Source organism: Haloferax massiliensis, assembly GCF_001368915.1.
Lineage (GTDB): Archaea > Halobacteriota > Halobacteria > Halobacteriales > Haloferacaceae > Haloferax > Haloferax massiliensis.
In genome coordinates this window covers 1-15,325 of the sequence record NZ_CSTE01000005.1, presented here as the reverse complement: position 1 = coordinate 15,325, position 15,325 = coordinate 1, and the positions used below count along the sequence as shown (strand labels likewise).

Sequence of the window (15,325 nt, the reverse complement as noted above, 5' to 3'; positions counted from 1 at the left end):
AGGCGGTCAGAGACCGCCACAACCACCTTCGGTTGCTACTCCGCCTTGCCGTCCTCGCGGTCCCGGCGGCGCGCGTCGGCATCGCGGTCGTCGTGGTCGCCGTAGCCGCCGCCGCCCGGCGTCCGAACCGTGACCGTCGTGCCGGCGGGCACGTCGCGGGTCGTCTTCGACGGAACCGTCTCGCCGTCGACGAGGTTCTGTCCGGTCGCTCCGTCCTCGCCGCCGGCGATGCCGCGAGGGGCGACCCGCCGGCGCTCGGTGAGAAGCGAGACGGTCGCGTCGGCCTCGACGGTGACCGACCGGACGATGCCGAGGCCGCCGCGGAACTCGCCGCGACCGCCGCTTCCCTCGCGGAGGCCGTACGCCTCGACGAAAAGCGGGTACTCGGCTTCCAGCGCCTCGACCGGCGTGTTGAGCGTGTTCGTCATCCCGACCTGCACGCCGTCCATGCCGTCGCCGCCGGCGCGGCCGCCGAAGCCGCCGCCGATGGTCTCGTAGTACGTGAAGCCGTCCGACCCGCCGGCGCGACTGCCGATGGTCAGGTTGTTCATCGTCCCCTGTCCCTGCGCGGGGACGCGCTCGGGGGCCGCGTCGGCGAGCGCCGAGAAGACCACGTCGGTCACGCGCTGACTCGTCTCGACGTTGCCGCCGACGACCGCCGCGGGCGCGTCGGGGTTGAGGAGCGAGCCATCGGGAACCTCGACCGAGATGGGGTCGTAACAGCCCTGATTCGGCGGGATTTCGGGGTCTGTGACGCAGCGAACGACGAAGTACACCGCGCTCTTGGCGACCGCGAGCGGCGCGTTGACGTTGCCGGCGACCTGGTCGGCCGTGCCGTCGAAGTCGAACGCGACGGCGTCGCCGTCGACCGTCGCGGTCACCTCGATGGGGATGTCCTCGTCGGTCACGCCGTCGCCTTCGAGCACGTCGCTGGCGCGGTACTCGCCGTCGGGCAGGTCGCGCAGTTCCGCGGTGACGCGGTTCCGGGAGTAGTCCATCACGGCGTCGAACGCCGCGAGGACGCGGGCTCGACCGTGTTCCGCGACGAGGTCGGCCAGTCGCTCCTCGGCGCGCTCGTTCGCCGCGAGTTGCGCGCGGATGTCGGCGCGGCGCTCGCCGGGGTTGCGGACGTTGGCGAGGAGGAGCGACAGCACGTCGTCGTTGGTCTCGCCGCCGGCGACGAGTCTGACCGGCGGGAGTCGAAGCCCCTCCTGATAGATTTCGCGCGCGCCGGCGGGCATGCTGCCGGGCGTCATCCCGCCCACGTCGGCGTGGTGCGCCCGCGAGACGGCGTAGCCGAGCACCTCGCCGTCGACCGCGAGCGGCGACACCATCGTCACGTCGGGGAGGTGCGTCCCGCCCTCGAAGGGGTCGTTGAGGACGAACACGTCGCCGGGTTCCGGGTCGTAGTCGAGGACCGTCTCCACGGCCTCGGGCATCGCGCCGAGGTGGACCGGGATGTGTTCGGCCTGCGCGACGAGGCGGCCGTCGGCGTCGAACAGCGCCGTCGAGCAGTCGCGGCGCTCCTTGATGTTCGGCGAGTACGACGAGGTGATGAGCACCTGCCCCATCTCCTCGGCGACGCTCTCGAACTGGTTGCGCATGATTTCGAGCGTCACGGGGTCGACCTCGCGGTCGCTCATTCGCCGTCACCCCCGCTGGTCAGGACGAGCGTCCCGTCGGCCCCGACCGTCCCGCCCCACGCCGGGGGCACGACGACGGTGCTCTCGTGCTGTTCGAGGATGGCCGGTCCCTCGACGGTCGCCCCCGCACCGAGGCCGTCGCGGTCGTAGACGGGCGTCTCGCGGAACACGCCGTCGAAGAACGCCTCGCGGGTGTCCTTGCGGGCGTCGCCGCCGCCGCGGTAGGTCACGTCGAGCGGGTCGCGCTCGACCACGGCGGTCGCCCGGACGTTGACGAGTTCGACCGGGTCGTCGAGGCGGTAGCCGTAGGCGCTCTCGTGTGCCTCGTGGAACCGCGCCTCGACCGCCTCGGCGTCGAACGCCTCGCCGACGGGGACGGTCAGTTCGAAGCTCTGGCCGACGTACCGGAGGTCGGCGGCGCGCCGGACCGTCGCCTCGTCGGGGTCGGCCACGTCGTCGAGCGTGTCGGCTTCGAGGTCGGCGTAGGCGGCGTCGACCGCCTCCCCGTCGAGGTCGGAAAGCGGGCGGCGGAGCGTCCGCACCGAGTCGTGTTTCTGGTCGGCCGCGAGCAGGCCGTACGCCGAGAGGACGCCGCAGGCCCGCGGGACCACCACGGTCTCGATGTCGAGGCTGTCGGCGAGGGCGGCGGCGTGCATCGGGCCGGCACCGCCGAAGGCGACGAGGCCGAACTGCCGCGGGTCGTGGCCGCGCTCGACGGTCACGGCGCGAATCGCCCGCGTCATGTTGGCGTTGGCGACGCGGTAGATGCCGCGGGCGGCCGCGAGCGCGTCGTCCAGTCCGGCCCCGTCGGCGAGTCCGGCGAGCGCGTCGCGGGCGGCGTCCACGTCGAGGGAGAGTTCGCCGCCGAGAGCGGAACTGCCGCCGATGTAGCCGAGGACGACGTTCGCGTCAGTCACGGTCGGGTCGGTGCCGCCGCGGCCGTAGCAGGCCGGGCCGGGGTTCGCGCCCGACGAGCGCGGCCCGACCCGGAGTGCGTCGCCCGAGTCGACCCACGCGATAGAGCCGCCGCCCGCGCCGACGGTGTTCACGTCAACCATCGGCGTCTTGATGGGTCGGCCGTTGATTTCGGCGTCGGTGGTCCGCTCGACCTCGCCGTCGCGGACGAGGCTCACGTCGCTGGAGGTGCCGCCCATGTCGAAGGTGACGAGGCCGGCGAGGTCGTCGCCGGACCCGGTCGCAGTCTCCGCCGCGCCGACGACGCCCGCGGCCGGCCCGGACATCGTGGTCGTCACGGCGTGTTCGCGCACCGTCGAGGCCGGGGCGATGCCGCCGTTGGCCTGCATGATTTCGGGAACCGGGACGCCGAGGTCGGCCGCGCGGGATTCGAGGCGACCGAGGTAGCTGTCGATTGCGGGCGTCACGTAGGCGTCGACCGCGGTGGTCGAGGTGCGCTCGAACTCGCGGAACTCGGCGAGCACCTCGTGGGACGCCGACACCGGCGCGTCGAGTTCCTCGCGGAGCACGTCGGCGACGACGCGCTCGTTTTCGGGGTGCTGGTAGGCGTGCAGGAGCGAGACGGCGACGCTCTCTGCGCCGGCGTCGCGGATGTCGTCGGCGAGCGCGCGGACCTCCGACTCGTCGACTTCGGTCTGAATGCCATCGACCGTCGCGCGCTCCGTCACCTCGAACCGGCGGCGGCGCGGGACGAGCGGGTCGGGCTTGTCGGCGGTCACGTCGTAGAGGTCGGGGCGGGCCTGCCGGCCGATTTCGAGCACGTCGCGGAAACCCTCGGTGGTGACGAGCGCGGTCGTCGCGCCGTCGTCTTCGAGGAGCGCGTTGACCGAGACGGTCATCGCGTGGGTGAACGCGTCCACCTCGGCGGGGTCGATGCCGGCGTCGTCGCAGGCCTTCTCGATGCCGCGGACGACGCCGACGCTCTGGTCGTCCGTGCTCGGGACCTTCGCGGTGACGAGCCGTCCCTCGGGAGTCAACAGCGCCACGTCGGTGAAGGTGCCGCCGACGTCGACGCCGATTCGCGTCTCTGCGTCCATCAGAACACCCCCATATCGGCGGCGACCGTATAGAGCGTTCGGAGACCGAGCCAGACGACGACGAGCGTCACCAGCCCGCCGACGACGTTCTGGAGCGTGGAGTTGGCGTACGACCCGAGGATGTCGCGGTCGTTCATCACGTAGATGAGGAAGACGGCGACGATGGGAAGCAGGACGCCGTTTGCGACCTGCGCGAAGACGATGGCCTGCACGGGGCTGTAGCCGACCGCGGAGAAGACGATGCCGACGAGCAGAATCGAGCCCCAGACGGCGCGGAACTTCGTGGACTTGAGGTCGGTGTCCCAGCCGAGCGCCCCCGCAGTCGCGTACGCGCCGGCCAGCGGAGCGGTCGTCGCGCTGGTGAAGCCCGCGGCGAACAGCCCGATGCCGAAGAACACCTTCGCCTGCGTGCCGACGAGGGGTTCGAGCTGTTCGGCCATCGTGCTCACGTTCTGGATGTTCGTCCCGACGGGGAACGCCGCCGCGGCGGTGACGAGAATCGAGATGGTGATGAAGCCGCCGAGGACGATAGACAGGACCGTGTCGGCCCGCGACTCGTTCAACTCCTCGGGGCCGGCCCACCGCTCTTGGACGCTCCCGGCGTGGAGAAAGAGGTTGTAGCCGACGACGGTCGTCCCGATGAGGCCGGTGATGAGGAACGCCGACCCCTGCGGAACGCTCGGGACGAACCCGCGGGCGAGCGCGCCGAGGTCGGGGCCGATGAGGATGGCGTCGATGAGGAAGGAGACGGCCATGACGGAGACGAGGCCGACGAGCGCTTTCTCGATGAGTTTGTACTTGCCGGACCACAGGAGGACGCCGGCGACGAGGCCCATCGCGGGCCCCCAGAGGTTGGCGCTGATTCCGGTCAGGCCCTCCAACCCGGCCGCGCCGCCGAGGATGTTCCCGGTCTCGTAGGCGGCCGTGCCGATGCCGATGGCGCTCACGACGAGGGCGATGCTCAGCCCCGACAGCGCGGGGCTGTCGAACTGCTCGCGGAGCGCCTCGCCGAGCCCCTCGCGGGAGACGAGGCCGAGTCGGGCGCTCATCTCCTGTAAGACGATAGTGGCGACTATCGAGAAGGCGATGGTCCAGACGAGCGCGTAGCCGAATCGAGCGCCCGTCACGCTCGCGGTCGTGACCGTGCCGGGGCCGATGAACGCGGCGGCGACCATCGCGCCCGGGCCGATAGATTTCAGACGTTCGATGAAGTTCATGGTTCTCCCTGTGAGGTGGATTGACGTATCAAACTCTGGTTGATAAATCCCGGTTGAGAACGGCGTGTACGGCGGGGAGAGTGCGTGTGAACGAGTATGAACGAGTATGAAGTCAGCGGCGGGTCCGGACCGGCGACTGGTTCGGGGGACCGGCGTCCGGTTCGGGTCCGCGCCGGACGCGACCCTCACCGGACCTCGGTGAGAAGCACCTTCGAGACGCCCGCTTCGACCTCGATGTCGAACGGCGACTGCTCGGTGCTGAGCGCGATGAACCGCGACATGAACCACTTGACCGACTCGGTGGGGAAGACGACGTGGAAGGTGTCTCCCTCGGAGGCGCGGACCGTGAGAAAGCCGCAGAACGACAGCCAGTCGAGGAGTTCGCCCAGCGACTCGAACCGGTCGCGGTACTCGTGGGCGTGGAACGCCGCGACCCGGTCGACGGCGTCGAGGAACTCCGGGTCCGGGTCGCCGTCGGCGTCCTCGACGTAGTCGAGAAACGTGTGCAGGAAGTCCACGTCGAGGAGGACGTGCTCGCCGCTCGACAGCATCTGGTGGTAGGCTTCGAGGTTCGGGCCGGCGTCGGTTGTCGCCGCCTCGAAGTTGGCCGCGTAGAAGACGAGCGCCTCGCGGACGAGTTCGCTCTGCGCCTTGTCGGTCCGACCGGCGAGGCCGTCGAGCGCCGACTGGGCGTCCTCGTCCAGCGACACGGTGATGCGATTCGTGACCATGAGTGTCTAACTCTCGGAGGGGTTCTTAAGCGATGTGCAGACGCCCGCCGTGAGCCGAAAACGGCTGACGAACCGAACGTAGCCGTCCGAAAAGTGTGAAAATTTTAGAAATTGTAAGCGGCGACGCGGGCGTCAGTCGTCGCTTCGCCGTCGCCGGGCGGACAAACCCGCGACCGTCGCCGACTCGGTGAAGAGCTCGTCGCGCGCGAGTTCGTCCCGGCGGACCCGCTCGCCGGAGAGGTCCCGGAGGATGCCGGCCGAACCGCGGAACTCCTCGCTCTCGTAGGGCAGATGGCCCACGTGGTCGCGGCACGGCACCGCCTCGCCATCGGCGGTCCGTATCCCGATTTCGAACTGGTTCGACCGGCAGTCACTCGGGCGGCCGTCAGAACTCGCCGGTGACGACGTCGGCGACGCGGCCGCGGTTGAACAGCCGTTCGCCCGCCGGAATCTCGGGGTACGACTCTCCGTCGCCGTAGCCGGGCCACGCGCCGAAGCGGTCGGGAAAGAGCTGCTTGGCGGTCATCTCCAACTGGAACAGGTTCATAATCGGCCCCTGCATCCCGTTTCCGGACGGGAAGTACCGGCCGTCGCGGAACGCGGGGACCTCGTCCGCGAGCGGGTCGGAAAGCACCTCCTCGCGGTTCGAGCGGAACGAGTCGCCGAGCGCGGTCCCCCAGTACCGGAGGACGACGTCGGGCGCGGTCTCGACCATCGCCTCGTAGTCGTACGACCCGCCCGACCCGGTCTCGGCGTCGGTGGCCGCGAAGGCGTTCGGCATCCCGAACGGTCGAAGGTGCGCCCAGAGGTAACCGTCCTGCGTGAAGTCGTACGGCCAGAACGTCCCGCCGGTGTAGGCGACGACGGCGAGCGACGGCCGCTCGGACGCCGGTGGGAGGTCGGCCTGTATTCGGGCGACGAGGTCGTCCCGGATCGACTTAAACGCCCGGTAGCGCGCCTCCTCCCGGAACACCGCCGCGATGTAACCGAGGTACTCCCACAGCGTGTAGTACTCGTAGCGGTCGCGGTAGGGTTCCGGCGGTTCGGCGTTCGTCCGACTGTAGTAGTTGCCGAACCACGGACCCACGTCGGACGCGATTGACGCGACCTCGTCTTCGGTCCAGTCGAAGGAGGAACTCCGGAGGAGCGCCGGGTCGAGGAAGTGAACGTCGCTATCCAGTTCGTAGAACAGTTCCCTGTCGAGGGCGTTCGGGTTCGACGCCGGCGTGACGCGGCCGAGGTCCTCCCACTCGAAGTCCACGCCGTCGAGCGCGTCGTAGTAGTAATCGACCGTGTTGCCGAACAGTTCCTTATCGTAGCCGATACCGGTGATGGCATCGCCGTGGCCGAAGGCGACCGTCGCGTCGGCCGACACCGGGTAGTAGGTCAGGGCGCGTTCCGGTACGGCGTCGAACTCGACCTCACCGACGGGGGCCATCGACACCGAGTACGAACCGCCGTCCGCCTCGTCGTCGGTCGTCGTCTCCGTCTCGGTGGAAGTCGTCGTCGTGGTCGCGGTCCGGTCCCCCGACGCGTCTGTGTCCGCAGACCCAGTGGTTAGCGACTCCGTCGAACCGCCCGCACAACCGGCGAGTAATCCGCCGGCGGCGACCGCGCCACCGTACTTGAGATACCGCCGCCGCGTCGGTTCGGGTCCGTGACTGTCGTCGCCTGTCATGATTTTAGGCTGGCCTAAAAGCACAAAGTTCCTTCGGACCTCCGGCCGTCGGAACTCCCCGCGACGACCCGAAAGCGACACGTCCGTCGAACGCGAACGGCCGGAGCATGACGCAGGACGGGCGCGCCGAGGAGTTGGAGCCGGCGAAGCGGCGAATCATGGAGGCGACGTACAGGGCGCTACAGAAACGCGGCTACGGCAACCTGACGACGCAGGACATCGCCGACGAGTTCGAGAACAGCAAGGCGCTCCTGTACTATCACTACGACGGGAAAGACGAGCTACTGGTCGACTTCCTCGACTACGTCCTGGCGGAGTTCCTCGACGGCCTCCCGCGGGGGGACCGCACACCGAGGGAGGAACTCGAAACGCTGGTCGACGCGCTCCTGCCCGAGACGCTCTCCGAGGAGGCCTATCGGCTCCAACTGTCGATGTTCGAACTCCGGATGAACGCCCGGCACGACGAGGCCTATCGAGCGGAGTACCGCCACATCGACGACGAACTGACGGCGCACCTACGGGACATCCTCGTCCGCGGAATCGAGGCCGGCGAGTTCGAGGCCATCGACCCCGACGCCGAGGCCGAACTGTTCCTCTCGATTCTGACCGGGACGCGCGCCCGCCGGGTGACGGTGTTCGAGCCCGACGAGTCAATCGAGTCGCTCCGGGCGGCAATCGACTCGCACATCGACCGTATCTCGGCGTGACCGAGCGGGCGCTCCGCCCGGTCACCTGAACCCTTATTCGCCCGGCGTCCGTCGGTTCCGACCATGACACCGCGACCGTCGACCTTCTCCATCGTCGCCCGCGACCCCGAACAGGACGCCGTCGGCGTGGCCGTCCAATCGAAGTTCGTGAGCGTCGGCTCCGTCGTCCCGTTCGTCAGCGCGGACGCCGGCGCAATCGCCACCCAGAGCTTCGCGAACGTCGCCTACGGTCCCGACGGATTGGACCTCCTGCGTGAGGGGCGCTCGGCCGAGGAAGTCGTCGCCGAACTGACCGACGCCGACGACGAGGCCCCGAGCAGACAGGTCGGCGTCGTGGGGGCCGACGGGAGCGTCGCGGCCTTCACCGGCGACGAGTGCTTCGACGTGGCCGGCGACATCCAAGGAGAGCACTACACCGTCCAGGGGAACATCCTCGAAAACGAGGCGACGCTCGACGCGATGGCCGAGGCGTTCGAGACGACCGACGGCGGGCTCCCGGAACGCCTGCTCGCGGCGCTCCACGCCGGCAACGACGCCGGCGGCGACAAGCGCGGCGAGCAGTCCGCGGCGATGTACATCGCCAAGCCCGAGGGGGGCTACGACGGCGGCAACGACCGCTGGGTCGACGTGCGCGTCGACGACCACGACCGCCCGATAGACGAGCTCGAACGCGTGTTCAAGCTGTACGACATCACGCTCTTGGAGCGCGAATCGCCCGCAGAAACTCGGTCGCTGTCCGGCGAGACGGCCGAGGCGGTGCTCGAAACGCTCTCCGAACTCGGCTTCTACGACGGGACGCCGAGCGACGAGTTCGACGACGAGGCCGCGGAGGCGCTCGAATCGTTCAGAGGCATGAACAACTTCGAGAACCACTCGCTTTCCGTCCTCGAAGACGCCATCGCCCGCGGCTGGGACGACGTTGATGGCGGGGAGACGGCGGGCGAGAGCGAGACGGCGGGAGCGGGCGACCCGACGGGCGAACCCGACGGAGAAGCGCGGCTCATCGAGGCGATTTGGCAGGGCCTCAGCAGGCTCGACAGGAAGTAGTCAATTCCGAGACCCGGGTGGAAACTGACGCCTACCGGCCCGTCGCGATACGGAGTGAGTAGGCGATACAGCCCAATCCAGCGAGTTGCGTCAGTCTGACGAGCAGCCGGAAGACCCCCTGAAAGTGGATGGGAACGAGGCGGAACGCGACGAGACCCTGTCCCGCGACCGCGAGCGTGTAGGTGACGCCGAACAGGAGAATCATGCCGACCGAGAGCCACCGCATCGACCGCTCGTCGTTCCGTCGGAGGCCGCGGTAGGCCTGATAGCCGATGTAGAGGCCGACGAGTGCGGAGAGCGTCGCCGCGCCGCCGGCGAGGAGTCCGATGGGAGTGCCGAAGCCGGGGAGCGCCATCAGAACTTCCCCCACATGCGCGTCAGTTGGTCGGCCACGTCGTCGCTCCGGCGGTCGAGTTCCCACGAGAGGTCGCCGCCGCGGACCGTCACCTCGAACCGGTCCAGTTGGGAGACGTACGCCGTTTCGTGGTGACCGTCGGCCCGGGGTCGCGTCCGCTCGGCGACGAGATCCGCGTCGACGAGCCGGTCGAGACGGCGGTAGATAGACGAGGTCGAAAGCCCGCACCGCTCGCTGAGTTCCTTCGCCGACCGCGGCGACTCGCTTGTCGCCACCAGAATCGACCGTACGTGCTCGTCGTCGAGGAGCGCGACGACGGTCGCCAGGTCGACGTCTGCCATCTCGTCTCTACGGGTCATCCGACTCGTCCATAGGTGCTGTGTCTCATCGCTGGTGTGGAAATCGAAGCCAGTCGTACCGCCGCTCGGAGAAAACGGTGGGCGCGGCGGGAGGTGAGGCCGGTGAGGGGGAACGGAAGGCTGGCACGGGGGAGAACAGCGGTGTCGAAAGCGGCCGACCCGGGCGCACGAGACAGCGTCACGCATCGGTCTCACCGCCGAGTTCGCGGCCGAAGAGGACGGTGAAGTGCGTGCCGCCTATCGAGTACACGACGCTTGCTCGGTCGGCACCGGGAGAGTCGCTGAGGTCGATAGTTGCCTCCGCGCCGGGCGCGACCGTCTCGGCTCCCGGCCAGAGCGGCTTTTTCTCGACGCGCCCGGGAGCTTCGGGAAGAGAGAGGTCGTAGAAGAGTCGGTCAGCGGGGACGGTCTCGCCTGCCTCGTGGCGTACCGTAACGCAGTCGGTCGCCTCGTCGTAGGCCAACCCCCACGTCACCTGCGGAAGCCGGTACCGCGGGTCGATTTCGCCGTCGGGCCGGAGCGGCACGCGCGTCTCGACCGTGGCGAGCCGGCCGTCGATGTACACGTCGAAGGTCTCGGCGGCGTCGGCGAAGCGATAGTGCTCTCGCCTGAACTCCGATTCGATCGCCTCTTTCGTGGGAACGCGGTCGGTCGTGTACTGGTAGTGGACGACCTGATAGACGTTCTCGCGGTCGAACCGAAAGCCGTCGGCGAGCATCGCTGGTCGTCCCGTAGGGCCGTGAATCGTCGTGTTGACGCCGACGTGAGATGGCCCGCCGGCCGCCGCGGTCAACTGCTCGAAGTCGGAGTCGATCTCGTGGTACCGGGGTCGCTCGCCTGCGCCAGTATCGACGAGGGCTTCCAGATTCGGTTCGTCGTGGAGGTTCGCGCTCGTGAACACGATGGTATCGTCGCCGACGGCGACCCGGCGGGGACCGTCGTCGCGGTCGAACACGTCGTAGCCGCGGTACGCACCGGACCGGTCGTATCCGCTTTCGGTGAGCGTCTGACCGACGGACGAGCGCTCGAAAGATGCCTCGATTACGCTCCCGAAGACCGAGTCCACGAGATGGTCGTATCGGTCGAAACCGATGCCGAAGTAGTCCAGCGCCGCCTTGTCGTGCGCCTGCCGGGTGACGAAGAGCGGCGGAGCTTCGGGCCGCATCCTCGGCTTCCGAGACGAACTGAAATAGTATCTGTCGGGCGGGCGCTCGACGCTCGACGGTGCGGGGAGCCAGCGCCGATACGCCGGGGCAGGCGTCGAGGGGATCTCAAGGCGACCGTAGCGCTGGGCACCGCCGAGCGGGGGAAGGTCCGAGAGGCAACCGGCAGTCAGCGCGGAGAGCGACGCGGCCGCCGCGGCGGTTCCCGTGGCGAGGAACTGTCGTCGCGTCGAGCCTGTGGAGGGCCGAGAGTCGTCAGGGGACATGCGGCAACGTAGCGGTCACCCGACAGGAGCATATAACCGAGCTATCGAGTGCGGGCGGCCGCAACTCGGCGACAGCTATAAGTAGAAGTCCGAGCGGTCGTCCCGGCAAACGCCATCGGCTCAGCGAAAAGCAGTAACACCACGAAAATCAGTCTCGTCTCGCAGTTCTCGTCGAAGCGCGCCGGGTGCGGTGGCGTTGGTGGGTCACCGCGGCGCACCGACAGGGCCGCGCGGGGGGAAAGATGTCCCGCTCAGCCGAGGAGGTACTTGAGCGCGGGGCGCTGTCGGACGAACTCCATCTTCTCGATGATGGCGTCGAGGCCGAGGATGCGGCCCGCCGCGAGCGTCCCGACGATGACGAACATCATGAGGCCGAACAGGTCGCCGTTGACCACGCCGTGGGCCCAGTCGGCGTTCCCGAGGTAGAAGAACACCATCAGGACGCCGCCGAAGAAGGCGGCGAGCCGGACGAGTGCACCCACGAGGAGTCCGAGACCGATGAGGGCCTCACCCCACGGAACCATGAAGTTCGTGAAGTCGAGGAGCCACGGGGTCGCGGCGGCCCACGCGAAGAAGCCCTGGAGGGGCGACGCGGCGGGGGCGTTCGCGAGGTAGCCCGCGGCGCTGAACGGCTCGCCGACGATCTTCGTCACGCCGGCGTGGAGGAACCAGTAGCCGGTGATGAGGCGAGTCAGCACGAGGACGTAGCCCGTCGCGCCCTGCGAGTAGTCGAAGTCCATTCTGTTCCCCAGCATCTCGATTTGTGAGTTAGCGGCCATTGTCTTTCACCTAACAAATGAACGAACGACCGTTGAGGGTATATAAATGGAGCGTGATTTCCGAATCTAAGGAATCGAGAACGACCGAAAAAGAGAGTCTGAGCCCTCAGCGCCGGGCGATGAGGTCGCGAGATATCTCGTCGCGCTCGTAGACAGTTCCGTCGTGCGCGTCGGCGAAGGCCTCGGCGTCGCCGTCGTCGGAAAACGGGACGAAATCGCGGCCCATCGACCCGTTGACCTCGGTGCCGACGACGTAGACGAGGTCGTCCATCGGCGCGAACGCGTCGGGGTCGAGGTGCGCGGAGATGAACGTCTTCCCGCCGTCGTCGAACAGGTCGTAGTCGACGGAACTGTAGTCGGTGAGGTAGCCGCCGGCGCGATTCCACCCGTCGTCCTCGCGGTCCAGCGCGTAGGAAAGCGTCTCCCAAGCGCTACCGAACCGCGCCGGATTGTCGTGGCCCTCGGGGCTGTGGTCGGCGTAGAACAGTTGCCCGGCGGGGCCGGGGTGTTGGTCGATGACCATCCCGCAGGCGTCGCACTGTTCGCCGCCGGTCAACGCGATTGCCTCGGGAGCGTCGCCGCCGCCGTCGGTTCCGCTGCCGCCCAGACACCCCGCCGTAGCGGCGACGCCCGCGGCACCGACAGCGGACAACACGGTCCGACGAGCGACGGTTCGGTCGCAGTCGTGGCACATACGCCAAGCTAGTCGGGGGGTGCTCAAATGGTGATTGGTGCGGAAAGCGAACCAAGCGCGGCATCGTGAAGCCGAGTCGTCACTTTCCGGCCGAGTCGAGAGCGCCGTGGCTCGGCACGGCCGGTATCGAGGACGCGCCCTCGGCGACAGATATCGTGTGTGTCACTCGTCGGTCTCCGCCGACCCGGTCGCCGCCCGCACGGGTTGGGTCACGAACTCGAACCGCGCGCCGCCCTCGGCCGACTCGCCGAGCGAGACGGACCAGCCGTGGGCGTCGGCGATGTCGTCGACGATTGCGAGGCCGTAGCCGGTTCCCCGCGGCGTCGTGGTGTAGCCGTGGTCGAACACCCGCTCGCGGATGTTCTCGGGGATTCCGGCGCCGTTGTCCGCGACGTAGAAGCCGGTGCGGTCGTCGAGCGAGCCGACGCGGACGGTGAGCGGTTCGTCGGGGGGCGTGCCGTGTTCTACGGCGTCGTCGGGAGAGTCCCGACTGCCCGTCGAGCCGTGCTCGACCGAGTTCCGAAACAGGTTCTCGAAGAGCCTGAGCAGGCGGCCGTCGTCGCCGTCGACGACGAACAGTTCCTCGCGGACGAGCGTCGCGTCCCCGGTGTCGACGAAGCGCCACGCGTGGTCGACGACGCGCGCGAGGTCGACGGGCGTGGCGTCGAGCACGGGCGTCCGCTGGCGGGCGAGGTCGAGGAGGTCATCGACCAGCTTGGACATCCGGTCGACGGCGTTGGCGGCGCGTTCGAGGTGTTCCCGTTCGCCCGACTCCATCCCGAGGTCGAGGTAGCCGGTGGCGACAGCGAGCGGGTTACGGAGGTCGTGGGCGACGATGGAGACGAAGTCGTCGAGCCGCTCGTTGGCCGCCGCGAGGTCCGCCTCGCGGTTGCGAAGCTCCTGTTCGCGGACGGTTCCCGAGAGCGCGGAGGTGACCGTCGACCCGAGGAGTTCGAGCAGGTCCTCGTCGGCGTCGAGGAACGCGTCGGCGGTCGAGACGACGAGGAGGCCGTGGCTCCCGAGCGGGACGCGCAGGACCGACGCCGCGTCGGATTCGGGGGGAAGAAGCCGGTCGTCGAACGCCACCGCGTCGACCCGGGTGACGGTCTCGGACTCGAAGCCGCCCGGAGACGTCTCGGTTCGCGCCTCCGAGTCGAACTGGCCCGCGGTCGAGGCGGCCGGCGACAGGGAACCGTGGTCGTCGGCGAGCCAGACGGCGGCCTCGGCGTCGGTCACGAGTTCGGGGACGGCGTCGGCCGCGAGCGCCGCGACCTCCTCGACGCTCTCGGTGAGGATGAAGTCCTGCGTGACCGCTTGCAGGGACCGGAGACCGTCTTCGAGCCGCGCGCGGTTGGTGACGTCGATGGCGACGCCGAGGAGTTCCGACACCTCGCCGTCGTCGTCGAAGACGGGGCGGTACCAGGCGTCGTAAATCGAGCCGCGGTACTCGATTCTGGTGTCGACCGCCTCGCCCGACAGGCCGCGGGCGATGGCGTCGGTGGCCGCGGGCGTGTCGTCGTACAGGTCGAACGCGGAGCGACCGACCACCTCGCCGGGTTCGCGGCCGAGCGACTCCAGTCCGGCCCCTTCGGACATGGTGAACACGCCCTCGGCGTCGAACGCCGAGAGGATGACCGGCAGGTTCTGCAACACCGTTTCGAGGCGCTGGTTGGTCGATTCGAGCGCCTGAAGGTAGCGCTTCCGCGTCGTCACGTCGCGGAAGTAGACCGACAGCCCCGACGGCGAGGGGTACGCCCGAATCTCGAACCAGCCGTCGTACGGCTCGGAGAAGGTCTCGAACGTCACCGGCTCCTGGGTCCGCATCGCCTCGTGGTACTTCTCGTACAGTTCGGTGTCGGCGGCGGGCGAGGGGAGCAGGTCCCAGATGCACTCGCCGAGGTCGGGCTCTCGGACCTCGCCGAAGACGTCTCTCGCGCGGTCGTTGAGGTAGACGAACCGCCAGTCGGCGTCGAGGGCGAAGAAGGCGTCCGTCATGCGTTCGAGCAGTTCGCCGCGCTGGGTGGTGGCGACCTCTCGGTCGGTCACGTCCCGCGGGATGCCGACGACGCCGGTCACTCGCTCGCCGTCGCCGGCCGGAGACAACGAGAGTTCGAACAGCCGCGGGTCGCCGTCGGCGTCGACGAACCGAACGTCGAGGCGCTCGGTGACGCCCTCCGAGAGCACACGCGAGACGGCGTCGCGGTAGCGCTCGTACTCGTCGGCGGGGAACAGCCCGGCGTCGACGAGCGACTCGAACTGCTCGCCGCGGAGCGCCTCGGAGGCGTGCCCCGTTATCTCCTCGATTCGGGGGTTCACGTACTCGACGCGGCGGTCCTCGTCGAGGACGAACGCGCCGTCTTCCATCGCCTCGACGATGACGCGGTAGCTTTTGGTCTCGGGGCGGCGGCCGGCTTCGTCCCGGTCGGAGAGCGACCGGACCGACTCGACGAGCGCCGCGTGGGAGTCGTCGGCGTCGTCGCGGACCAGATAGTCGTCGACGCCGACCGAGACCGCACGGGCGGCGAACGCCTCGTTTCCGGCGGCGGCGTAGACGACCACCGGGAACCCGGCGGGGGAGTCGTCCGGCGAGGCGAGCGCATCGAGTTCGAGACCGTCGGGGAGGTCCGCGGCGGCGACGAGACAGGAGACGGACCGGTCGGCGAGCGCCGCGCGC

At 68.9% G+C, this 15,325-nt stretch carries 14 protein-coding genes; 2 read left to right on the top strand and 12 right to left on the bottom strand.

The window, feature by feature from the left end; genetic code table 11:
• Positions 1 to 35: 35 nt before the first annotated feature.
• From BN996_RS16285 to BN996_RS16260, 6 genes are all read right to left on the bottom strand, one after another.
• Positions 36 to 1,643 (bottom strand): hydantoinase B/oxoprolinase family protein, encoded by a 1,608-nt coding sequence (locus BN996_RS16285; protein ID WP_089780817.1) that lies wholly within the window; start codon positions 1,641 to 1,643, stop codon positions 36 to 38.
• On the bottom strand, positions 1,640 to 3,655 hold the full coding sequence (locus BN996_RS16280) for a hydantoinase/oxoprolinase family protein (RefSeq protein ID WP_089780815.1): 2,016 nt from the start codon (positions 3,653 to 3,655) through the stop codon (positions 1,640 to 1,642). Before BN996_RS16280 ends, BN996_RS16285 begins: the two co-directional genes overlap by 4 nt.
• Complete coding sequence (locus BN996_RS16275) at positions 3,655 to 4,872, bottom strand: Nramp family divalent metal transporter (RefSeq protein WP_089780813.1); 1,218 nt, start codon at positions 4,870 to 4,872, stop codon at positions 3,655 to 3,657. Before BN996_RS16275 ends, BN996_RS16280 begins: the two co-directional genes overlap by 1 nt.
• Positions 4,873 to 5,057: 185 nt before the next feature.
• Positions 5,058 to 5,603 carry a ribbon-helix-helix protein, CopG family gene (locus BN996_RS16270; protein ID WP_089780811.1) on the bottom strand — a complete coding sequence of 182 codons (546 nt, stop codon included), beginning with the start codon at positions 5,601 to 5,603 and terminating at the stop codon, positions 5,058 to 5,060.
• A gap of 132 nt (positions 5,604 to 5,735) precedes the next feature.
• Positions 5,736 to 5,903: a hypothetical protein gene (locus tag BN996_RS20245; protein ID WP_167344158.1), complete on the bottom strand. Its 168-nt coding sequence runs from the start codon at positions 5,901 to 5,903 to the stop codon at positions 5,736 to 5,738.
• Between the two features lie 85 nt (positions 5,904 to 5,988).
• Complete coding sequence (locus BN996_RS16260; protein WP_089780806.1) at positions 5,989 to 7,281, bottom strand: ABC transporter substrate-binding protein; 1,293 nt, start codon at positions 7,279 to 7,281, stop codon at positions 5,989 to 5,991.
• A 107-nt stretch (positions 7,282 to 7,388) separates the two neighbouring features.
• Here BN996_RS16260 and BN996_RS16255 point away from each other — a divergent pair, with 107 nt between their 5' ends.
• Both BN996_RS16255 and BN996_RS16250 read left to right on the top strand, forming a co-directional pair.
• Positions 7,389 to 7,988: a TetR/AcrR family transcriptional regulator gene (locus BN996_RS16255; protein WP_089780804.1), complete on the top strand. Its 600-nt coding sequence runs from the start codon at positions 7,389 to 7,391 to the stop codon at positions 7,986 to 7,988.
• 63 nt (positions 7,989 to 8,051) lie between these two features.
• Positions 8,052 to 9,035 carry a DUF1028 domain-containing protein gene (locus tag BN996_RS16250; protein ID WP_089780802.1) on the top strand — a complete coding sequence of 328 codons (984 nt, stop codon included), beginning with the start codon at positions 8,052 to 8,054 and terminating at the stop codon, positions 9,033 to 9,035.
• A 31-nt stretch (positions 9,036 to 9,066) separates the two neighbouring features.
• On the opposite strand, the gene BN996_RS16245 is transcribed toward BN996_RS16250, so the two are convergent.
• The 6 genes from BN996_RS16245 to BN996_RS16220 form a co-directional block, all read right to left on the bottom strand.
• The gene (locus tag BN996_RS16245) at positions 9,067 to 9,390 is read right to left on the bottom strand and encodes a DUF7521 family protein (RefSeq protein WP_050460310.1); all 324 of its coding nucleotides are present in this window, start codon (positions 9,388 to 9,390) and stop codon (positions 9,067 to 9,069) included.
• Positions 9,390 to 9,731, bottom strand: a complete 342-nt coding sequence (locus BN996_RS16240) for a winged helix-turn-helix domain-containing protein (protein ID WP_089780800.1) — start codon at positions 9,729 to 9,731, stop codon at positions 9,390 to 9,392. The genes BN996_RS16245 and BN996_RS16240 overlap by 1 nt, the downstream gene beginning before the upstream one ends.
• A gap of 196 nt (positions 9,732 to 9,927) precedes the next feature.
• The gene (locus BN996_RS16235) at positions 9,928 to 10,914 is read right to left on the bottom strand and encodes a hypothetical protein (RefSeq protein ID WP_226908781.1); all 987 of its coding nucleotides are present in this window, start codon (positions 10,912 to 10,914) and stop codon (positions 9,928 to 9,930) included.
• Positions 10,915 to 11,429: 515 nt separating this feature from the next.
• Complete coding sequence (locus BN996_RS16230) at positions 11,430 to 11,918, bottom strand: DoxX family protein (protein WP_089780796.1); 489 nt, start codon at positions 11,916 to 11,918, stop codon at positions 11,430 to 11,432.
• A 145-nt stretch (positions 11,919 to 12,063) separates the two neighbouring features.
• A complete protein-coding gene (locus BN996_RS16225; protein WP_089780794.1) occupies positions 12,064 to 12,651 on the bottom strand; it encodes a nitrous oxide reductase accessory protein NosL in 588 nt (195 codons plus the stop codon).
• Between the two features lie 162 nt (positions 12,652 to 12,813).
• The coding region (locus BN996_RS16220; RefSeq protein WP_089780792.1) for a PAS domain-containing sensor histidine kinase at positions 12,814 to 15,325 on the bottom strand (2,512 nt) is incomplete at its 5' end.